General features: G+C 43.2%; 17 protein-coding genes, 3 tRNA genes and 1 pseudogene. 7 read left to right on the top strand and 14 right to left on the bottom strand.

Annotation, left to right across the window (positions count from 1 at the left end; translation table 11 throughout):
- Nucleotides 1–46 precede the first annotated feature (46 nt).
- A tRNA-Asn gene (locus IWA51_RS03115) sits at nt 47–119 on the top strand.
- A 238-nt stretch (nt 120–357) separates the two neighbouring features.
- Here IWA51_RS03115 and IWA51_RS03110 read toward each other — a convergent pair.
- Nucleotides 358–1,362, bottom strand: coding sequence for a hypothetical protein (locus tag IWA51_RS03110; RefSeq protein ID WP_198443154.1), 1,005 nt, complete (start codon nt 1,360–1,362; stop codon nt 358–360).
- A gap of 105 nt (nt 1,363–1,467) precedes the next feature.
- On the opposite strand from IWA51_RS03110, the gene IWA51_RS03105 reads away from it, so the two are divergent.
- Nucleotides 1,468–2,250 carry an SDR family NAD(P)-dependent oxidoreductase gene (locus IWA51_RS03105; protein WP_177528522.1) on the top strand — a complete coding sequence of 261 codons (783 nt, stop codon included), beginning with the start codon at nt 1,468–1,470 and terminating at the stop codon, nt 2,248–2,250.
- 38 nt (nt 2,251–2,288) lie between these two features.
- Here IWA51_RS03105 and IWA51_RS03100 read toward each other — a convergent pair.
- From IWA51_RS03100 to earP, 5 genes are all read right to left on the bottom strand, one after another.
- Nucleotides 2,289–2,362: transfer RNA gene (locus IWA51_RS03100), tRNA-Arg, on the bottom strand.
- A 49-nt stretch (nt 2,363–2,411) separates the two neighbouring features.
- Nucleotides 2,412–2,984, bottom strand: coding sequence for an elongation factor P (gene efp, locus IWA51_RS03095; RefSeq protein WP_177528523.1), 573 nt, complete (start codon nt 2,982–2,984; stop codon nt 2,412–2,414).
- 78 nt (nt 2,985–3,062) lie between these two features.
- A complete protein-coding gene (locus IWA51_RS03090) occupies nt 3,063–4,025 on the bottom strand; it encodes a hypothetical protein (protein WP_198443152.1) in 963 nt (320 codons plus the stop codon).
- Nucleotides 4,022–4,459, bottom strand: coding sequence for a DUF4869 domain-containing protein (locus tag IWA51_RS03085; RefSeq protein ID WP_177528525.1), 438 nt, complete (start codon nt 4,457–4,459; stop codon nt 4,022–4,024). Before IWA51_RS03085 ends, IWA51_RS03090 begins: the two co-directional genes overlap by 4 nt.
- A 138-nt stretch (nt 4,460–4,597) precedes the next feature.
- On the bottom strand, nt 4,598–5,806 hold the full coding sequence (earP, locus tag IWA51_RS03080) for an elongation factor P maturation arginine rhamnosyltransferase EarP (protein WP_198443151.1): 1,209 nt from the start codon (nt 5,804–5,806) through the stop codon (nt 4,598–4,600).
- 95 nt (nt 5,807–5,901) lie between these two features.
- Between earP and IWA51_RS03075 the strand changes: the two genes are divergently transcribed.
- Together IWA51_RS03075 and IWA51_RS12640 are read left to right on the top strand one after the other, a co-directional pair.
- Nucleotides 5,902–7,383: a YifB family Mg chelatase-like AAA ATPase gene (locus IWA51_RS03075; protein ID WP_230402699.1), complete on the top strand. Its 1,482-nt coding sequence runs from the start codon at nt 5,902–5,904 to the stop codon at nt 7,381–7,383.
- Nucleotides 7,323–7,505, top strand: coding sequence for a magnesium chelatase subunit ChlI family protein (locus IWA51_RS12640; protein ID WP_329601802.1), 183 nt, complete (start codon nt 7,323–7,325; stop codon nt 7,503–7,505). Before IWA51_RS03075 ends, IWA51_RS12640 begins: the two co-directional genes overlap by 61 nt.
- Nucleotides 7,506–7,548: 43 nt before the next feature.
- On the opposite strand, the gene IWA51_RS03070 is transcribed toward IWA51_RS12640, so the two are convergent.
- Nucleotides 7,549–7,631: transfer RNA gene (locus IWA51_RS03070), tRNA-Leu, on the bottom strand.
- Nucleotides 7,632–7,708: 77 nt separating this feature from the next.
- Here IWA51_RS03070 and recQ point away from each other — a divergent pair.
- On the top strand, nt 7,709–9,637 hold the full coding sequence (recQ, locus tag IWA51_RS03065) for a DNA helicase RecQ (protein ID WP_230402698.1): 1,929 nt from the start codon (nt 7,709–7,711) through the stop codon (nt 9,635–9,637).
- Between the two features lie 39 nt (nt 9,638–9,676).
- On the opposite strand, the gene IWA51_RS03060 is transcribed toward recQ, so the two are convergent.
- Nucleotides 9,677–11,005, bottom strand: a complete 1,329-nt coding sequence (locus tag IWA51_RS03060) for a DUF1015 domain-containing protein (protein WP_198443147.1) — start codon at nt 11,003–11,005, stop codon at nt 9,677–9,679.
- A 46-nt stretch (nt 11,006–11,051) separates the two neighbouring features.
- Here IWA51_RS03060 and rpoN point away from each other — a divergent pair, with 46 nt between their 5' ends.
- Complete coding sequence (rpoN, locus tag IWA51_RS03055) at nt 11,052–12,488, top strand: RNA polymerase factor sigma-54 (protein ID WP_198443145.1); 1,437 nt, start codon at nt 11,052–11,054, stop codon at nt 12,486–12,488.
- 114 nt (nt 12,489–12,602) lie between these two features.
- On the opposite strand, the gene IWA51_RS03050 is transcribed toward rpoN, so the two are convergent.
- Nucleotides 12,603–12,893 (bottom strand): HPF/RaiA family ribosome-associated protein, encoded by a 291-nt coding sequence (locus IWA51_RS03050; RefSeq protein ID WP_177528530.1) that lies wholly within the window; start codon nt 12,891–12,893, stop codon nt 12,603–12,605.
- 276 nt (nt 12,894–13,169) lie between these two features.
- Between IWA51_RS03050 and IWA51_RS03045 the strand changes: the two are divergent.
- Nucleotides 13,170–13,394, top strand: a pseudogene (locus tag IWA51_RS03045) (GH36 C-terminal domain-containing protein); the annotation flags it as partial.
- 14 nt (nt 13,395–13,408) lie between these two features.
- Here IWA51_RS03045 and IWA51_RS03040 read toward each other — a convergent pair.
- The 5 genes from IWA51_RS03040 to IWA51_RS03020 form a co-directional block, all read right to left on the bottom strand.
- On the bottom strand, nt 13,409–15,103 hold the full coding sequence (locus tag IWA51_RS03040) for an alpha-amylase family glycosyl hydrolase (RefSeq protein WP_198443141.1): 1,695 nt from the start codon (nt 15,101–15,103) through the stop codon (nt 13,409–13,411).
- A gap of 205 nt (nt 15,104–15,308) precedes the next feature.
- Nucleotides 15,309–16,157: a sugar ABC transporter permease gene (locus tag IWA51_RS03035; protein WP_198443140.1), complete on the bottom strand. Its 849-nt coding sequence runs from the start codon at nt 16,155–16,157 to the stop codon at nt 15,309–15,311.
- Entirely contained in the window at nt 16,154–17,536 is a 1,383-nt protein-coding gene (locus IWA51_RS03030; RefSeq protein ID WP_198443139.1) for a carbohydrate ABC transporter permease, read from the bottom strand. Before IWA51_RS03030 ends, IWA51_RS03035 begins: the two co-directional genes overlap by 4 nt.
- Nucleotides 17,537–17,648: 112 nt before the next feature.
- Nucleotides 17,649–18,821 carry a sugar ABC transporter substrate-binding protein gene (locus tag IWA51_RS03025; RefSeq protein WP_198443138.1) on the bottom strand — a complete coding sequence of 391 codons (1,173 nt, stop codon included), beginning with the start codon at nt 18,819–18,821 and terminating at the stop codon, nt 17,649–17,651.
- Nucleotides 18,822–18,867: 46 nt separating this feature from the next.
- On the bottom strand, nt 18,868–21,612 hold the full coding sequence (locus tag IWA51_RS03020; protein ID WP_198443137.1) for an alpha-1,6-glucosidase domain-containing protein: 2,745 nt from the start codon (nt 21,610–21,612) through the stop codon (nt 18,868–18,870).
- Between the last annotated feature and the right edge of the window lie 72 nt (nt 21,613–21,684).

Here is a 21,684-nt window from a genome sequence, read left to right as displayed (position 1 = left end):
TTTTTTGTCTTACTATATTATCTTAAATACGTTGAGCACATCAACTGCTCCCTTAGCTCAGTCGGTAGAGCAACGGACTGTTAATCCGTGTGTCGCTGGTTCAAACCCAGCAGGGGGCGTTTCTTGAAGACAATCCTTTTTGGGTTGTCTTTTTTTTACCTTAAAAATTTTTCACTGCAATCAGACAGTCTTTTACTCTTTCACAAATTTTTTTGTATTTACAAAGACAGGCCCGCGCATAAACTTCAGGACATAAATTCAGACATATACTGACGGGACAAAAAAAAAGAGACGCGGCCTTCGCATTGGAAAACCGCGCCTGCAAGGAGGACTTTTGCTTTATTTACTTTGTTCAGCTTAGAAAGAAACCTTTACTCCTGTTCCAACGTAATTTGCGCTGTTCTCTCCGTCGTTATCGTATGTGTAGTATACGTTAACCTTTGCCTTCTTTACGTTAATCCAGAGAGCCGGAGTTACGCTGAATGCAACTTTTGAATCTTCTGCAGTTGGTACTGTAATGTAGCTTTCTGCAGATACAGCGAATGTGTCATCAATTCCGAACATAACGTGTGGGTTAAACTCGAATACCGGCTTTTCTTCTTCGCCAAACTTCTGGTAAGCAAGAAGACCGAATGAAAGGCTGTCGTTAAGGTCATAGTTGATATCTTCGTTTATTTCAACTATATCATCCTTGTCTTCCAGCTGCTCGTAGTATACTTCAAGATCTACTCCGAGGTTTTCTACAGCACCGATTCCTACATAACCGTAAGCTTTTCCAGAAAGGTTGTAACCACCGGCAACCTTGATTACATCGTTTGCATACTTTGCACCGAAAGTAAAGTTGTCTTTGCGTGCTTCAAAACCTTTTCCAAGACTGTCAGAAACAATTGCCTGAACAGCAAGTCCGTCTACAGGAAGAAGTGTAAATCCTGCACCGTAAGCACCGGCAGAAGCTATATCTGTAAGACCGTATCCTTCCTGTCCGTCAGAACCTGTGTAAAGGTCCTTGAGTTTTCCTGCTTCTGCAACGAGAATTCCGTCAAAGAGCTTTGCATATCCCATAGCATACTTTGCGTTTCCTTCATCAAACCATGCTTTTCCGGCTTTATGCTCATAGCGGAATACAGCTCCTGCATCGCCATTCTCATACTTGAAGTTAAGACGAAGGCGTGTGTTTCCGTTTCCGTAGTAGTTGCCGTCATGGTAGTCTGATGTTGAAACTACTTTTGCATCATCACCGAAACCAAATTCGATACCGCTGCGGATGTCTCCTGCAACAGAAAATCCTTCTGCAGAAGCTGCAGAAACTGCAAGTGTAAGAGCTGCAACTACAGCTGCTGTTGTTCTCATGTTGATTTTCATAGAAATCTCCTATAAATTATTTTCTAATCGATAGACAGAATCTAAAGGCGCTGTATTAGATTTTCATTAGGGGAATATTTATTTACAGTTTATTCAGAGGGAAATATGGAAGGACTCAAAAAAAACATTGCAATTGTTACCGGGGCAAGCAGCGGTTTTGGAAAAGAATTTGTAAAGCTTCTTCTAAAAAAAGACTGCATTGATGAAATCTGGGCTGTTGCACGCAATCAGGAAAAACTTAATCTTCTTAAAGAAGAGTTCGGAACAAAAATACGTACGGTAAGTGCAGATTTGTCAGAAAGCAGTTCGTTTTCTCTTTTTGAACAGATGCTCACCAAAGAAAAGCCGCGCGTGGCATACCTTGTAAACAACGCAGGTTACGGAAAATTCGGTTCGTACAAAGACTTAAGCGCGGAACAGTCCATTAACATGATGAGCCTTAACATGGGCGCGCCGGTTGCAGCAGGACTTGTCTGCCTGCCCTACATGGCAAAAGGTAGCCGCATAATAAACATTGCTTCACAGGCATCGTTTTTCCCGCTGCCGTACATGAACATTTACAGCGCAACAAAAGCATTTTTAAGAAACTATACACGCGCCCTCAATGTTGAACTTAAAGGAACCGGAATAACTGCAACTGCCGTCTGCCCGCCCTGGATGAAGACAAACTTTTTTTCACGCGCACAAACAGGGGCTGCAAAAACAGTAACCAACTTTATGGGAATTACAGATGCTTCAAAAGCAGCAGCAAAAGCACTAAGAGATGCCGACCGTGGCAAAGATATTTCTGTCTTTGGAATTTTCACAAAGTTGACCCACTTTCTGTCAAAAATATTTTCACAAAAGGCTGCAATGAAAGTATGGATACTTTTACAGAGAATAAAATAAGAACAAAAAAACTCCTGTCCGTAACAGAACAGGAGTATTGACCCTCGCGGGATTCGAACTCGCTACCTACAGCTTAGGAGGCTGTCGCTCTATCCAATTGAGCTAGGGGGCCAGAACAAACTGCCCGAAGAAACAAAGTCTGACCGGGCAGCCTTAATTGATTATTTGTCTTTTGCACGCTCTACGAATGAACCGTCGCGAGTATCGATAACAATGCGGTCATCAGTATTGCAGAAAAGAGGAACCTTAACTTCCATTCCAGTGTCAAGAGTTGCAGGCTTTGTAGACTTTCCTGATGTATCACCCTTGATTCCAGGTTCGCAGTAAGTGATTGTGCGTGTTACGTTAACAGGGAGATTTACTCCAACCGGCTTTCCTTCGTAAAAAGTGATAGAAACATCATAATCATCATCAGGAGAAATGTATCCTGCGTTGTCTCCGAGATCTTCCTTTGAAAGAGGAACGTCATCGTATGTTTCCTGATCCATAAAGTGGAAAGTATCGCCGTCAACATAAGAAAGTTTTACGCTCTTTTCCTCAAGATCAACATCATCAAATTTTTCTCCAGCATCAAGACCTAGATCCTGTGTTGAACCTGTAACGATGTTCTTTACACGAAGGCGAGTGACCATTCCGCCACGTCCTGATTTCTGTCCAAGCATGCGCTGTACGATAAAAGGTGCGCCTTCATACATAAAGGCTGTTCCGACTCTGATTTCATTAGTTGATAACATATCTTAATTCTTCCTATAAAAAGAGTTACTTTAGTATACACAAATTTTCATATAATTGCAACCGTCTGCCGCCAGCCCCTACTGCACGCTGTTCTGCAAAAAGGCAAGTAAGTCCAGATTCAGAATCTTATTTTTTATTGAATCAGAAAGATAATTGGGATTGAGTTTTTGTTTTGAATATTTAAGGTATGTTCCCTTTGTTTTTTCTGTTAAAAGTTTTGTAAAAAATTGTTCCCAGCTGAAAAACTCTGTACTGTCTGCAAAATCTTCAGGATGTTCAAGAATTTTCTCAACATCTTTTACAACACCGGATTTCAGAATAATCCACTCAAAACTTTCAGGCACAAAAAGAGAAAGATTTTTTCTTTTTTCCAATAATTCTGAAACAAGATTCATTTGAGAACCAAAAGCAGCACCATCAACTATTGCAAGAACATTTTCTGAGCCTGATTCCAGAAGTTTTTTGTAAATATTTGATTTACAACCTGCTGATTCGCAAATGTATTTTTTCTGTGAAACTGAATTAAAAAAGTCAAAACCGGAATTTGAATCTTCTGTAATCAGTTTTTGTATTTTGTTTTCCAAATTAAAGTTTCCGTAAATTTTATAAAACTCGTGATAAACCTGTTTTAAATCGGAATACTTTCCTGAAGTGTGGATTCCGTAAATTTCTTCTATGCTGTACGGAAGATTTTCAAGACCTTCTCTTGTTACGATAACAAAATAATTGTCGCTTTTTTTTACTTCTGAAGCAAACTCTTTGCTTTCTACAAATCTGTTTCCTTCATCTATAAAAATTATGCAGTTTTTTAACAGTGAAAGATGACTGTTCCAGTCGTTTCCTTCCAAAACCCTGCATTTTTTTTCGCAGGAAAGAGAAATGCCGGAATCTGTTCCATTCTGTTCGTATTCACGGATTAAATCTACAAGAGTTGTTTTTCCTGTTGCACTGTCACCCTGAATTATGGTGATATTCCGTTTTAGAGAAAATGCGTATTTTACTGTATTGTTTTGAACTGAAATTGAAAATGAGCCTTTCATAATAAATCCCCGACAATTTCCAAAAGTTCATTCATTGAATGTACAATTTTGTTTTTATTTACAACATTGATTTCAAATTCACCATTGCCAAAATCCATTAAATGCCGAAGGTTTATGGTAATATCTTTTTCTTTTGCAATTTTCAAAAGCCAGAAAGCACAATTGTTTCCGCAGTTGGATGCATTAAAAATTTTATCTTTGATATGAGAAATCAGAATAAGGGTTTTTACACCACCAGAAAGAGATGTAGGAGGAATAATTCCCAAAACGGGACTTTCTATCGCTCCGTTTCCCAAAACTTTGGATTTGTCTATGTCCAGAATCATCTGCTTTGTTTCTTCTTCCAAAAGCCATTCTTTTTCATATGTATTTTTAAAGAAAACGCTTGTATTGTAAATAACGTCATCAATTTTTCCAAAAATTATGTTCAGCATAATTTCTCCTCTTGACATTGCAGACTCGTTTTCTGTCATTTTTACTGACAGGAATTTCTTATTTATCAGAATATCACGAAACAGCGTAAATTTGAACTGAAAACTTAATTCAGTTTAAGACACGTCCGCCGCCCACCCCTACTGCACGCTGTTCTGCAAAAAGGCAAGCAGTTTTTGGGCGAGGTTTCCGTTTGCAAAAAGAGACTGTGCGAACATCCCAAATGATTTTTTTATTCCGCCGTAATTTTCAAGAATTCTCAAAAGCGGAATATACCCCGCGTCTGTACATTCATTGTAAACTTTGCAGGCTTCATCACACATTTTTACTGAAGGTTTTCTGTTGTACGAAAGCCAAACATTTTTTACCAGAGACATATTCCCGGCAGAAAAAAACGGTTCCATGCGCTTAAGGACAGCGTCTGCCTTTACCAGCTGAAACTCTTCTTCCTGAGGGTAAGCGTGCCACACAAAAGGAATTCCCGAAAGACATGCCCTTGAAAACGAATCTTCACCGCGTATAAAACTAAAATCTGCAAGTGTCAGAAGAGCGTCCCATGCAAGTTGCGGAAGATATTCAAGGTCGTAAACAGAAATATTTTTAAAGGCAGCTGCAGCCTTTTTAAATGGAGCATTTCCCAATCCGGGTGCAAGCAGAACCTGAACTTTTCGTCCTGAATTTTTGGCGAACTCAGACAGGGCACGCGCTTCATTTTCAAAATTCCTTTCATAGCTGAACGCAATCACGCGGAATAAATTTGTGTCTTCTATCAGAGCGACAGTTTTTTTTGAAGCATACTTTTTAAGACACTCAAGAGCCGCGGTTTTGGAATGTACGCAGGAAACAAAGTTTTTGTCCAGTACAAGGCCGCCTGTTTTTTTTGTAAAGCCCGGCATGAAATTTATTTTTTTTACAAGTGCACTTCTTGTTCCTGATTTCAAAAGATGAAAGTCGTCGGCCCAGTCTTCGGCAGTAAGATATTCAACATTTACAATCTGAACAGTCTGCGTTGTCTGCGCAGAAAATAAAATTTCATCAAGCCATTCAGGACGCCCGCACTGAAAACATTCAAGAATAATTTTTGGCGGATGCTCTGTAAATTCACACTTTCCTTCGGCACAGGCATTCCAGTCTATTACTTTCCAGCCGTTGTAATTCTGTACTGCAAGCGATGTAGAAATTCCGGGTGGAAGAGCCATTGCGTTAAAGGATTTCAAATCACTTACGATGAGTCTTATCTGAGTCTTTTCTATAGAAGAAAGTGATGAAAGTTCTCGCGCAAGTCTGTATACGAAGCCAATGTCGCCGTAATTGTCCACGACACGGCATAAAATTGTTATGTCAAGCATTTTTAAATTATAGCAGAATTCAATTTTTTTTTCATTTATTTTGCGAAAATGAAAAAACGCGGCATATATATATAACAGAGGACATATTAACAATTATGAGAATTTTTAGTTTTTCACCATTCGGATACGAAGGCTCGCTTGTGAGTGTAGAAGTTGACTTAAGAAGAGGAATTCCTGCCGTAGACATAGTAGGACTTGCAGACGGTGCCGTAAAGGAATCACGTGAAAGGATGAGGAGCGCCATAACGAATTCTGGGTTTGAATTTCCTGCGGAACGGGTTCTGATAAGTCTTTCACCTGCTGACTTAAAAAAAGAAGGCGCGGGTTTTGATCTTGCCGTGGCAGTGGCCGTTCTTGTTGCAAAGGAAAACTCCCGCGAAACAAATGAAGATGACAGCATGTGGACAGCCGAAAGTCCTGAAGATACGGGGGATGCCGTTCTTGTCATGGGGGAACTTGAACTTAACGGCAATATAAGACCTGTACGCGCGGTTCATGCTGCTGTCTGTACTGCCTGTGCCGGTGGTATTAGAAAGTGCATTGTTCCCGAAGCAAATGCAGAAGAAGCACGTGAAGTTTCTGGAATGCGTGTATTCGGCGCACAGACACTTTCAGAAGCTTTCTGCGCACTTAACGATTCCAAGGCTTTTACGCAAAAAGAAAGAAGCGGTTCTTCAAACGCACTGGCAGGAATACCGGAAGGTTCTGTAAACATAGAAGGAGTTCTTTTTGCGCCGGTCAGTCCGGAACTGGACTTTAAGGAAGTACGCGGACAGACAAAACTTATAAGAGCTTTGCAGATAGCGGCGGCAGGCGGGCACAACATTCTGGCATACGGTCCTCCGGGTTGCGGCAAAACTTTATGCATGCAGCGGTTCCCTTCAATTATTCCGCTTCTTACACCGGATGAAGCTCAGAGCGTTACAAGAATTTACTCTATTGCAGGATTACTGCCCCACAATTCTCCTTCTGTACGAACAGCACCTTTCAGGCAGCCGCACCAGACTGCTACTATAGAAGGAATGTGCGGTGGAGGACCAAAATGCACTCCGGGGGAAATTTCACTTGCCCACAACGGAGGACTTTTTTTGGACGAAGCGGCAGAGTTCAGGACTTCGGTTCTGCAGATGCTCAGAGTTCCGCTTGAAACAACAAGCATTACGCTAAGCAGGGCCGGACGCACGAGTGTTTTTCCGGCAGACTTTCAGCTTCTTATGTCCACAAACCCCTGTCCCTGCGGAAACTACGGTTCTACCGACAAACTGTGTCTTTGTTCAGCAAGAGCCGTGGAACAGTACTGGAAAAAATTTTCATCGCCCCTTCTGGACAGAATTGAACTAAGGGTGCGCGCAGACAATAACGCCGGCGAAAATACAAAGGGTGTTTCAAGTGAAGAGCTGCGTGTGCAGGTAGCAAGGGCTGTAAGTGCGCAAAGGAAAAGACAGGGCAAAAGGAATTCAAAACTCAATGCTTCTGAGATTGTAAAGTTCTGCCGCTGTACTGACGGCGCAAAAAAATACTTAACGAAGCGCAGGAAAAACTGGGGTTTTCGCCAAGGGCAGCGTCACTTTGCATGAAAGTTGCAAGAACTGTAGCCGATATGTCAGAAAAGTTCTGTATTGATGAAGAATGTATGCAGGAAGCGGTTGACTTCAGAAAGGCAGAAGGAAATGCACTCACAGACATGGGCATGCTTTAAAATAAAAAAAGAGGGTTGCCCAAACTTTTTGAGCAACCCTATATACCGGCTCTGAGACTCGAACTCAGACACGCTCGCGCGCAAAAGATTTTGAGTCTTTCGTGTCTACCATTTCACCAAGCCGGCATGTTTTGATACTATAGCATATTTTTAATTTATTTTCAAGTACCAAAGCCAAAAATGCCAAAACGGAGGTTCAATAAATGAACGAAGTCGGCTATAATCTGCTTATGGCAAAAATTCGCGACTTGTCGGCACAGACTTCTTTTTTATTTACGGGTGATGATTTTTCTGTAGAACAGGATGATTCTGTCCAGTCCGGTTATAAAGGTACACCGGAACAGATTCTCAAAAGCGTGTTCGGTTATGACAGTTTCAGGCCGTTGCAGAGAACCGTTATCCAGAATGTTCTGGACGGAAGGGACACTCTTGCCGTAATGCCCACCGGCGGCGGAAAATCTCTCTGCTACCAGATACCTGCTCTTTTGTCAGAAGGACTCACGGTTGTAATTTCACCGCTCATTGCCCTGATGCAGGATCAGGTAACACAGCTTGAGTCTTTTGGGATCGCCGCCGCCTTTATCAATTCTTCACTGGAATGGAACGAATACACGGCCGTCTGCGACAGAATAAGACGCGGTCAGATAAAACTTCTCTACGTTTCACCCGAAGGTCTTGCTACAGAAAGAATACGCGATCTGCTTCACTCAAGAAACGTAAAACTCAGCTGCATTACAATAGATGAAGCACACTGCATAAGCGAATGGGGACACGACTTCAGGCCCGATTATATGGAAATTGCATCGGTGCGTGAAGAATTCAAAGGGGCAACATGCCTTGCACTGACAGCAACCGCAACAAAACAGGTTCAGAATGACATTGTACGCAACCTGCGCATGGAAAACCCGGCAGTTCTTGTAACAAGCTTCAATCGGCCGAATATTTTTCTTGACGTAAGAAGAAAAAACAATCCTCCCCTGCAGGTAATTGATTTTATACGCTCGCACAAAGGCCAGACAGGAATAGTATACTGCTTTTCACGAAGACAGGTAGATGAACTTCATGCTGTCCTCTGTGAAAGCGGAATAAAAGCCCTTAAATACCACGCAGGACTTTCTGACGAAGAGAGAAGCCGCAACCAGGCAGCATTCATAAGCGACAGGGCCGACGTGATTGTAGCAACAGTTGCCTTTGGTATGGGAATAAACAAACCCGATGTACGCTACGTAATTCACTATGACATGCCAAAGTCAGTTGAACAGTACTATCAGGAAATAGGACGCGCCGGCCGTGACGGAAGCCCCGCAGAAGCACTTCTTCTCTACAGTCCTGCAGACATTAGAAAAATAAGATGGTTTTTCAGCGAAAATGCAGACGGAACAAAGTCAGAAAAACTTTTGCAGGGAATGATAAAATATGCCGAATCCCACACATGCAGAAGACGGCAGCTTTTGTCTTACTTTGGGGAATTCAATACGGAAGCCACAACTGACCAGTGCTGCGATATATGTTCCAGTGGCGGCGGTGAAGAAAAAGACATGACTGTCTGCGCACAGAAGTTCCTTTCCTGCGTACTTCGTACAGGGGAACGGTTCGGGACACATTACGTTATTGACGTTCTTATGGGATCAAAGGCCTCACGCATTGTAGAAAACGGGCACAATGAAATAAGCACCTGGGGAATAGGCCGCACCCTTGACCGCCAGAAATGGCTGGAACTCTGCGACTGTCTTATAGAATACGGTCTTCTTGCAAAAACAGAAGAACATTCGGTCCTTTACGTAACAGATGCTGGTAAACAGGCGCTGCGTTCACGAACAGAGATCCGTCTGCCGGTGTCATTTGATGAAAATTCTCCCAAAAAGAGCACGGCTGTCCTTAGAAAAGCACCTAAGCAGATTCCTGATGATGATAAAGAAGGAAAACGCATAGAAGCAGAACTCAGACGGTGGAGAAGAATGGCGGCAGACGAACTCAATGTTCCGCCCTATGTCATTTTCGGAGACAAAACACTCCTTGACATAGCGACAAAAAAGCCGAAGTCGCAGCAGGAACTCAAGGAATGTTACGGAATAGGAGATTCCAAAGCCGAAAAGTTCGGGTATTTTATAATCAGAATCACAAAAAATTAAGCGCACACAAGATGCATCCCTGTATGCGCCTGGTATTATCTAGCGGAACAGCGCTCTGCATTCAAGGTAGAAACGCTTTTCACTTGCTTCACCCATACTAAAACTCTTTCTTGGAAGAGGGCCGCTTTTGTTGATTGTGTCAAAGAACGAATCTTTTGCAACAGGCGGCAGAAGTATGGAAACTGCGCCTTTCTTTTGGCCAAGGCGGAATACTTCATCGCTTCCGTGTATGTAGTCAATCTGTATTTCTGTATTCTGCGCAATAAAGGCATCGAGAACAGGCTGAAGACGGCTTACTGCAAGTTCTGTCACAGGAGTTTCAAGGCACTCGTACACAGTTTTTTTACATTCATCACAATAGTGAACAAAACCAAACGAAGCCGTTGATTCCCTGACTTTCTGTTCAAGTTCGCGCTCACTGTCACACTGCGTAATTACACCGCCAAGCTTTTCTTTGACAAACAGTTCAAGGGCAGAAGCATCTGTATTGAAAAGTACACGGTGAATGGGCTCAAAAGTGAGTCCTGTATCATAAATATTCACAATTTCTACAAGCGCATATCTTACCGGTGAAGAGGCTATTTCTTCCTTTGACTTGCCCTGTGCCCTGAGTTCTTCGCGGTATTCATCCCAGACTGCCTTTGCAGTAGCAAGGGAATGGTTTCCGTCTCCTACAGCAAAAAGGAACGAACTTCCGTCAGATGCTGTTCCGGCTTTCTTCAGATAATCAAGAGCTTCATATACTCTGTTTATTTCACTTTCCGAAGAAACCATCCATCCTGTTATGTGACCTGCATTCTGCATAAGGTCTCCATCGTAAACAGGCATATTCTTTTTTGCATAATCACCGGCAGCTTCTACAAGTTTGTGTTCCGGGTCGTTTACAAGAAGCATTATATGGGGGCTCTCTACAGGAGCATCTCGTCTTATTTCTTTGCGAGGCGGAATACGGTCAACTATTGTGGCTTCTGTTGCGCGTACAAGGGCACTGCTCATGGGCTTCCACTCATAGGCATCAAGATCTACGGCTGCAACAAGTCCATGGCGTATTCTGCCGTAGCCGGTCTTGCGTTCAACATAAACAAAGCCTTTTTTGGGCGGATCAAACGTGCCGTCATTCAGATAACTGCGCATTGTTGAACGTATTTTTTCTATTCTTTCTTTTCTGTCAGGGGAAGAAAGGTAAACTTCGGGAAGAATAATATTCAGGGTCGATGGAGCACTACCCACTATTTCTGCGGCACGCTTCCAGTAGTCAACGTCCTGTGTGTACTGATCACAGGCAATCACGCTCCATTTTTCCAGGTTTTTGTCTTTTGGTAAAAGTATTTCGGGAATTTCAAGACCGAATTCTTCAAAGTTTTTCATGGCTTCCAGTATACCGCCAATGCGTTTTTTGTGCTATAGTATCTGTATGACAGGCCTCGAGCTAAAACAGCAGCAAAAACAGACTCAGGTTCAGATTATGAGCCAAAAGCAGATTCAGTCCCTTGAACTTCTTGCCATGGGAAATATGGATCTTTGCAAAGCCGTATACGACGAGGCCGAAAAAAATCCGGCAGTTACTGTGGGGCATACGCGCGGTCCTTCTGACTACACAAGGGTTACCTCTTCAACAGGAGCCGCAGCAGAACTTGCGTCAGAAAACTTTCAGGCAGCACTTGAGGCAAAGGCCGATGAAAGAATGTCGCTCCAGGATCACCTTCTTTCACAGTTCCGCAGCCAGAGGATGAGTGATGCACAGAGAAAAATCGGTGAGCGGCTCATCTACAACCTTAACGACAAGGGCTTTCATATTCTTGCCCCAGAGTCACTTCTTGACAAAAACGATCCTTCACAAACGCCGGCTCTTCTTAAAGAAACAATTCTTTTGATACAACAGTTGGATCCGGTGGGCACATGCACTTCGGGAACAGAAGAAAGTCTTTTTGCCCAGGCGCGGTTAAGGGAAGATGCACCGCAGAGTGCGCTTTTTATTCTGGACGGGCACTTTGACTTTCTTGATCCGCCAAAAATAGACAGAATAGCAAAAAAAATAAAGCAGTTCCAGAAAGAACGCGCACAGATGATTGCCGACAGCGCTGACCAGAAATATGCATCCGTAACCGGAACAGAACAGGAAGCAGAAGAAGCGCTTAAGTTTATACGCACGCTGGATCCTTTTCCTGCAAGAAATTTCGGAAGTTCGGGCACGCACTACATAGCACCGGACATTTTTGTAGAACCGCTTGTACAGAGTTTTGATGCAGACAACTTTGACAAAGGCATTGTTACTTACGGGGAACGCGCCTGGCTGGTGCGGCTTTCACAGGACAATGTTCCTCTTGTAACCGTCAACCCCGAACTGCAGAAGCTGGCATCGAAAGAAACGCCCGGCTCGGAAAAGATTCAGGAAAACTTAAAGCAGGCACGTAATTTTATAGAAAGCATAAAATACCGCGAGTCAACAATACACAGGGCCTGCTGTATTATCGTAAAAAAACAACACGAATTTTTTGAAAAAGGTCCCGGACATCTTTCACCGCTCAGGCAGTCCGATGTAGCTGCCGAACTCGGCGTTCACGAAACAACAGTCTCGCGCATGGCAAACAGCAAGTTCCTGCAGTGCGAATGGGGACTTTTTGACATAAAATATTTCTTTACAAACCAGGTCGCAGACAAAGCCGACTTAAGCCGGGACAATATTCTGCATGAAATAAAGAAAATACTCGCCCAAAACGCAGGTAGCGCAAAACCGCTCAGTGACCAGAAAATTGCAGATAAACTTGAAAAAAGGGGAATAAAAATAGCCCGGCGCACAGTTGCAAAATACCGCGCAAATCTTTCAATAGAATCTTCCTACACAAGATAAACGGGCAGTAAAGCGCATTTAAAATAAAGACGCCCCCAGTACTCACAGATTTAACCGTTTTCAGAGGGCGTCGTGAAAAAGTCCGCACAAAAAAAGACTTTTTTTTAATTCAATTTATTTCTTTTCCTGAACCTTGTCCTTTTCTTTCTTAACCTTTACGTCAAGAACATCCATGAGTTTGTTTACTCCGGCGGCAAAATCAAAATCATCGCTTGCTACATGAGCATTTGCACCCCAGCGGAAATTAACCGTTGCATCAAAATAGAATTTTTTATCTTCTTTAACATGAATGATTAAATCAACAATATGGCTTTCGGCATATGCAATGCGCTGAAGTTTCTGGTTGATAAGATCAGACTGATCCTTTTTTAATGTAAATCCCTGTGCAGATATTGACTTATTCATACTATTTCTCCTGTTATTATTTTGATATATACGGCAAACTGCCGCCCTTTTATATAATTATAATATGGAATGTTAAAAAAAGCAAAGTTTTTTTAACGCAAATCTCACATACGGGCGTCCGGCATAATCAGGTCGGCAGATATTTTTTATGTAAAATGGGACATGAACCGCCAGCTTTCTGACCTTGGAAGCGCGGCTCTCTGCAGGATAAGTTCGGCATCGGAAAGTGACTGGGATGTTTGGTAAGTTGCGGCAAAGGACTGATCACAGGCTTTCGCGGTCTGCGTACAGGTTTTGAACAGACCCAATTTTCATTCAAGATTCGTTAAGATACACGGCCTTGACGAAAAAGCGGCTTATTCCGTGAGCATGTACTGCGACGACGGAACAAGCCGCTCTTTGGAAAACTATGCAGGCTCAACTTTAAGAAACTGCGGACTGCGCATTGAGCGCATCTGGGGCGACTTCAGAAGCTGCGCACTGCATATACAAAAGATTTAATCGGTCTGCAAAAATCAGTTTCCGGCCAGAACAACTGTTCCGAGAGAAGGAATTGTTATCTGGCTGCCGTTAACTGCAACGTCTGTTCCTGAAACAAAAACGGCTGCAAGGTCTGCATAGTCTGCAGGTACGCTGAATGTTACCTCTTCTTTTGAAAGATTGTGCATTACAAAGGCACGCTCAGTGTCGCATACCATTGCCCAGGATGAAATTCCAGCCGCTCCTGTATCTACAGCGTGAAGTCTTCCCTTGAACAAAGCCGGATGTGCTGTCTTTACGCGGATCAGGCGTTTGTAATATTCAAGAAGTGATGACGGGTCTTTTTCCTGTTCTGCAACAGAAAGTGTCTTTTTGTTGTAAATACAGTCACTTGCGGCTGCCCAAGTTGTCTGCATTTTGTCTTTTGGTATGCCAGCAGAATTACTTGTGTTCCAGAGCATAGGTGTGCGCTTTGTTTCGTCTTTTGTTCCGCTCTTCATTCCGAGTTCTTCGCCGTAGTAAATGAACGGGACTCCTTCAGACAGAAGATACATTGCAGCGGCAGTCTTTAATTTTGCAGTGTCTCCCCTCAGCACTCCGCCTACTCTAGGCTGGTCGTGGTTGGAAAGGAACGGTGCATCTATGTAGTCAGGATTTGAGCGCGCATAGCGTCCAAGGTCGGACTCAAGCATATTTGCATAGGTGTTTTTTCCTGCATCATTGTATTTGAGTTCGTCAGCAATGTACTTGTCGCCGATGTCAAAATGGAAGCATGATCCCAGGCCTGCAACATACTGCGCGCGAACGGAATTGTTTTCCCATACTTCACCCAGAGAATACTGGTCGGGGTAAACGCTTTTGTTGTAGTCAATGATTTCTTTCCACCAGGCTACAGCTTTTGAGGCAGACTCTTCACCTGCAGCAAGTTCGGCACGGTTGTAAACGTGTCCTGCAGCATCGTATCTGAATCCTGAAACGCCCTTGTCAAACCAGAATTTCATTACTTTTTTGAATTCAGCACGGAGTTCCTTGTTGTCAAGATTGAATTCAGGCATATGCTTTCCAAAAAGTCCGGCATAATAATAGCCCTTGTTCTTGAAATCTTCGTTCCAGAGATCATGTCCCCACATCTGCTGCTTTAAATTGTAGCGGGGGTCGCCTTCTTTTGCCCAGCGGTACCAGTCATGATGGGGATCATTTGGGTCGCGTGAAGCCTTGAACCAGTCGTTGTAAGAGGAAGAATGGTTGCATGTCATATCAATGATTACAGAGATTCCGCGTTTTTTGCATTCAGCAACCATGTTTTCAAAATCTTCCATTGTTCCGTAGTCGGGGTTTACGTTGTAATAGTCATCTACATCGTATCCGTGGTAGGAAGGTGACGGGAATATCGGCAGAAGCCAGATGCCTGTAATGCCAAGATCGCTTGTAGTAAGGTCATTTCCGTCATTAAGGTAGTCAAGTTTTGCGGTTATTCCGTTAAAATCACCTATTCCGTCACCGTTTGAATCTGCAAAAGAACGAACGAACAAGCTGTAGTAAACGCCTTCTGAAGGTTTGGCTGCAAGTCTTGTTACAGGTGCAAGTTCTGTTACTGCCTTTGCAGGATCAACTGTTTTGGCGGCCGGTGATGTTGCGGCGCAGGACAAAAGCTGGCCGGCAAATACTGCTGCAAAAAAAACGGCGCTCGCAGCAAAATACGGGCGCCTTTTGAAAGAAGATGTTTTCATAAATCCTCACTTAAATTATAAGTTTCAATCGTCAGCTCAGTTTCAAACTTAGTCCGCAAGAAAGCGGATTATATTCGGTTTCTTGCAATTTCGACCGTCCGTTCTTTTTAAAACAGAGCCCTGTCAGAATTAACAATTCTGCAAAGCAGAAGTGTTAATTCTGAACGTTTCCAACTTCCGCCACCAGCGGAAGTTGGAAACTATATTACTCTTTACCACCTGTTCCAGCGAGAGACTGAAGAAGTGTCTTCTGTCCTGCGCAGAAAAGAATGGTAAACGGAATGGCAACAAGAAGGGCACCGGCTGCAAACATTGTGAAACGGTCGGCAGAACGTCCGCTGATCATTTCATAAAGTCCTACGGCAAGAGTCTTTTTGTCATCGCTTCTGAGAACAAGTTTCGGGAAGATAAAGTCCATCCACGGTCCGGTAAAGCTTGTGAGCGCCAGGAACACAATCTGCGGCTTTGCAGAAGGAACAATTACCTTGATGAAAGCAGTAAATGGAGTAGCACCGTCAATGTAGGCTGCTTCGGCAATGTCTTTCGGAACAGTATCAAAGTAGCCTTTCATAAGCCATGAGTTAAACGGAATGCTGCCGGCAGAATAAACCAGCACAAGTCCCCACAGAGTGTTAAGGGCATTAAGCTTCCACAGAATTACATAAGTTGCAACCATTCCGATAAAGCTCGGGAACATCTGCAGAATAACCATAGAAGCCATAATTCCCTTGCGGAACGGAAAGGTAAAACGGCTGAAGATATAACCTGTGAAACTACAGATAACTACAGTAATTACTGTGTTAAGACAGGCAACAAAAAGCGTGTTTCCGTACCAGTGCAGATAGCTTGACTCTGTAAAAAGCCTCTGATACTGGTAAAGGGACGGATGTGTCGGGAACGGAACAATGCTTGTAGAAGCAAGTGAGTTCGATTCTGTCAAAGAAGAACTGATTGTAAAGGCAATCGGATACAAAATCATCAAAACCTGAACAATCAGAATGATTGTCAAAAACCAGACAACCGGTGAGTTGCTGTTCGTTCTGTTCTGTTTCATATTTCGCTATCCTTAAATGATTTGGTACGGGTGAAGTTGTACAGGGCAAACGGTACAAGAACAATAAATACAAGAATTGAAAGAACCGAAGCAGTGTTGTATTCATTCGAATACATTGTAAGTTTGTAAATCCACGAAATAAGAAGATCCGTTGATCCAGCCTGCGTAGAAATACTTACGTTTGTGTTTCCGATGTTAAGAGCAGGTCCGCCTCCTGTAAGGAAGAAAACTGCACCGAAGTTATTTATGTTACCGGCAAACTGCATAATAAGTGTAGGCTTAAGCTGGTACATAACGAGCGGGAACGTAATATCCTTAAACTGCTGCCACTTGTTTGCACCGTCAATCTGTGCTGCTTCATACATTGAAGAAGAGATTGAAGTCATTGTACTTGTAATCAGAATCATGGAATACGGGAATCCGATCCAGATGTTTACAAGAATAAGTGTAAGCTTTGCCATGTTCGGGTCGCTCATCCACGGAATAGCCTTCTGGATAATTCCGAAATACTGGAGCGTGCGGTTAACAGGTCCGAATGTTCCGTTAAGAAGGTTTGCCCAGATAAAGAGCGAAAGCATCTGCGGAATGGCATAAGGAAGAATAAAAATTGTTCTGTAGAACTTTGGAATCTTGATGCGCTTGTCCTGAAGAACAACTGCAAAGAAAAAACCAACAAAGAAACAAGTAAATGTAGAAAAAACCGCCCAGATTACAGTCCAGACAGCAACGCGTGCAAAAGCTTTAGGCCAGTTACTTCCGCTGGCACCTATTCCTTTACCAACGAAAAGGTGCTTGAAGTTTTCAAAACCAACCCAGTCTACCAGGTTCTTCGGCGGAATATGATCCGGTGAAGAATAGTTTGTAAACGCAACCAGTGCAGAGAAAACAAGCGGAATAACCGTAAAAATAGCAATCATAAGAACAGACGGTGCTACTCCGATAATTGGGAATGCAGTCTGTGAAAGCTCGTTTCTTGTTTCTGCAAGAGTGGGGAAACGTCCGTTTGCAACAATCTGCTTTGCATCTTTTCTTGCAGAGCGGATATTGCTTATATAAAAGACAATAAAAATCGCAATAATAATGAGGGTCAGGATTCCCTCTACCATCATAAAAATTGAATGGTCAAGCAGCCTTACCGGTGTTCCGGCCGGTTTTGGGGAACCGAGCGTAATAAGACCATAAATTGACTTTGGAATACCGAAATCAAATACCGGAGTGCAGCCCAATATCATAAGAATTTCAAAAATAAGATACAGTGCGCCCCTGAAGTACTGCTTCAAGAACAGAATGTGGCCCATTCCCATGCAACAAGAGGAAGCAATTGTTGCATAAAGTGGCAGAGCCGGGTTAACCTTTGACGGGTTTTCATTTTGCCTCATCAAAAACTCCTTGTTTTATTTTGCAATGGTGGCAATTAATTTTTACGAAAAAAAACCGCGGAAAGAGAATGCACAAAAAATCTCTCTCCGCAGTTATTATTTTTGAAAACGCTTAGCGGGCCGATTCCATTGCCTTTGCAGCACTGTTAAGATCGGTTACTACATCGTCTCCGTCCCAGATTCCGCCGTAAGCACTGTTCATTGCTGACCAGTATGTGCCCATCTGTGGGATAGTTGGCATCGGAACAGCGTACTTTGTCTGCTCAAGGATTCCGTTGCTGAGAGGATCATCTGTTGAGATGTCCTTGCGTGGTGGAATCTGCTTTGTAAACTCAAAGCGGCGAAGAAGATTTACGCGTGAAGTAAGGAACTTTGCAAAGTCCTCTGCTTCTTCAGGATTCTCTGAGTATGCGCTGACGAATGCAAGGCGTACACCTGAGAAAGAAGTTGCAGGTTTTCCCTGTCCGGGGAATTCAGGAAGAGGAGCGATTCCAAAGTTGATTCCGCTCTTTTTAAAGTCAGTAGTCTTCCAAGGACCTGTGATAATCATTGCAGCCTTTCCTTCTGTGAAAGAAGAGTTGCAGAAGTCGCCTGTCATATCTGCTGAAGGAACGTCAAGAATCTGTGAGCGAAGGCTCTGGAAGTACTTGAGACCCTGTATAGCTTCGGGGCTGTTGATGTTGTGCTGAGCACGATCATCACCGTTTGGTCCGAAAAGTTGTGCTCCGAAAGATGACATGAACATATATCCGTAGTATCCGTCGCCTACTGCCCAAACGAGAGCATACTTGTTCTGTGACTTGTCATTGAATGTCTTTGCAAACTTGATTATATCGTCCCAAGTCTTTGGTGGTTCAGGAATAAGATCCTTGTTGTAGAAAAGACCGTATGTCTCGATTCCGAGTGGGTGTCCGTATACACTGCCTTTGTATGAAGCACCCATCTTTGCTGCGTCAACAAATGAATCAATATAAGATGCATCTTCGATTGGAAGAACGTGTCCTCCGTTTACAAGCGCACCAATATGATCGTGGGGAGCTACGAAAATGTCTGCTCCTACTCCTGCAGGTCCGTCAAGTTCAATTTTTGCGCGTGCATCTGTAGAAGCAACAGGCTCATACTTAATCTTAACGTTCTTGTTGAGTTTCTGGTATTCCTTTGCTGCCCAAAGAATATAACTCTTTTCAGGACCGTCAGATTCCCAAACCGTAAGGTTTACTTTTTTTGCGAATACGCTTGTTGCACAAAGAGCGACCGCAGCCATAAGACAAAGTGTCTTTTTCATTTTTTCCTCCTATTTCGCCGGCGTTTTTACCGGAAAACTTACTGTATTATTGAACGCAGATAACTGTTGCCGTAAGCGGTTCCAGAACTACGTTTTTTCCTTTTATAACAACTCCCTCAGGTATGCTTATTGCAGTTGTTCCGGCTGTATTTGCGTCTGCAAGAACTTCTGCATTTTTAAGATTCATCTTTGTTTTGACAGTTACTTTTTTTGTACTGCAGTTGAATGCAACAATGTAAGTTTTTTTGTCTGCTTTAACTGAATATGCAAGAACCTGGCTTTCTTCATCACCGGTATTTATAAACTTCACCGACTTCTGTACAAGGTCTGCGTCCCCCAGTCTGAACGCTTCTGTGTTTTTTCTTAAAGCAACAAGGCCTTTAGTGTACTCAAGAAGGTTTTCGTACTGTTCATCCAATGTCCAGACAATCTGATTTATGTTGTCAGAAGAATCATAACTGTTGCGTACAAAATTATTTATGCTTTCTGCACGCGCTTTGTTTACATTCGGTTTTGTACGGCCGCGTTCCTGTCCTGCATGAAGGAAGGCAATCCCCTGAGATGTAAGAACAAGCGCGTTTCCAAGCTTTATTCTGCTTATCACTTCGGCTGTATTCTGCGGTTCGGCAAGGTGCACATTGTTTACAACAGCATCATGCAGAGTAAGTCCGTCATGGCACACAAGATACTGCAGGTTGTCGCCCGGGTCGTCTGCCCTGTAGTTTGCAGTCGGAACACCGCATATGTTGCTGAACAGCCGCGCGGTATTCACGCTTTTGCCGGTAATAAAACCAAGTCCTGTTTCGTTAAAGCCGCCTGCCTTTACAAGATCACGTAACTCGTCGTTAAAGACAGCAACATTATCTGTCTTTTTCATGTAGTTCTGGTCCATTCCAACTGTACCGCGCTCACCGTTGTACATCTTCCAGCCTTCGCCTTCAAAAAGAACACTCGGGTTAACTGCGGCGCATGCTTTATATGAATCTTCTACAGAAGAAGCTTCCATAAGTCCCATAAGATCAAAGCGGAATCCGTCTGCACGGTAATTTTTTACCCAGTGTTCCGTTGAATCTGTCACAATGCGTTTCATCATGGCGCGTTCAGTTGCGGTATCGTTTCCGCAGCCAGAATTGCTCTTAAAACCGCCGTTTTCGTTCATTCTAAAATAATAACCTGGAACAATATCGTCAAGAAGAGCAGCATTTCCCATGTGATTGTAAACCACATCAAGCAGAACACCCATTCCAGCTTTATGGATTTCGTTAATAAGTTCGCGCAGTTCCCTTACTCTTGCGTAGGGATCAGAAGCGTCAGAGGCATACCAGCCTTCGGGAGTAAAATAATTGTGCGGATCATAACCCCAGTTGTAGTTGCTGCCGTTTACGACGCCGCGGTTATCATAAGATTTGTCTGTTTCGTCATTATTATAGAAGTTAAGAACAGGTAGAAGCTGAACATGTGTAATTCCAAGTTCCTTAAGATACGGAATTTTTTCTATAAAGGCTTTATATGTTCCCGGAACAGCTTTGACACTGGAATCGTTTCCAATCGTAAAATCACGTACAGAAACTTCGTAAATTACAGCATCCTCCCTTTTTGCAAGATTATAATAAGGAGCATCCATTCCGCCTTCGGGAAAAGCTTTGGGGCTGTTCAAGTCTACAATTGCTGCACGACCACAACCGCCAAGATTTTTATAAGCCGCCATTGATTTTGCATAAGGGTCAAGAACTGTTACCAAACCCTTTGAATTCTGAAGCGTATAGTCATAGAACATTCCGTCGGGGTTTACGCGGGAAAATTCCGCAGTCCAGACACCGGTAGAAGAATCAAAAGTCATCGGAACCGTGTAGTCTGCCTTTGATGCATCACCCTTTTTATAAATATTTACGCGTACATTTGAAGATGTCGGAGCCCAGAGATTAAAGCGCACTTTTCCATTTGAATAAGCGGCTCCAAGTTCAACATCTGCCCCCGGAATCATAGACTCTGCGAGTTTTACAGAAAGCTTGCGGCTGTCTACTGCAACTGTTCCGCGGAATGCTGCGTTTGAAACAGCCAGGCTGTCACTTACAGAAACTTTTTCGTTGAGCTTTATAAGAATGCGTGAAGTAAAATTGTCATTTTTATCTGTAGAATCAGCATTTGTTACCGAAAGAACATCGTAAACTTTGCCGGACCTATTCTTTACTGTAAAACCGAAATCAGATCCGTCCAAAGAAAGCGCATATTTTCCTGACAGCGTAAGGCTTATACTGTCCTGTGAAAGAAGTTCTGCAGACACAAAAGAAGGTTTATACTCTTCTGCTGCATAGGTATTCTGGTCGCCCGAAATAATTGCAACTTTATTTGATTTTTCTATATTCCAGATGCGGTCATCACTGCCGTCTTTTGTCCAGCCGCCGTCCTGTCTTACAATAAGGCCTACTGTTCCGTCAGAAGAAACGGGTTTTATTCCGCCGCTGGAAGAACCGTCAAGTGCAAAGCGCATGTATGCAACGCCATCGGTAACGCTCCAGTCCTGTGAATATTTCCACATAGAGTTTCCGTCTCCACCCGGAATAGCCCAAATCCACAAAGCCCAGTTTTCGTAAGAAGCATCATCTCGAAGATAATATACAACAAGTTCATTTTCAGAAGGATTTACTTTTTTGTCTGCCTTAAGGATTTTCTCAAGTCCTGCAGGAGCTGCATTTTCAAATGTACCCGGAACAGCATTCTGTGCCGTCGCAAAAGAAATGCCTGCAAGAACCGCAAGAACCAGTATGTAAATTTTCCTAAAAATATTCATCGTTTCCCCGTAAAAAGTTGGCGGAACGGAGAAAATCCCCGCCCCGCCTGCCAGTAAAACACATCCTATGAA

It is taken from the genome of Treponema peruense, from assembly GCF_016117655.1.
Classification (GTDB): domain Bacteria; phylum Spirochaetota; class Spirochaetia; order Treponematales; family Treponemataceae; genus Treponema_D; species Treponema_D peruense.
The sequence above is the reverse complement of the archived record's forward strand: the minus strand, read 5'-3'. Positions and strand labels throughout refer to the sequence as shown.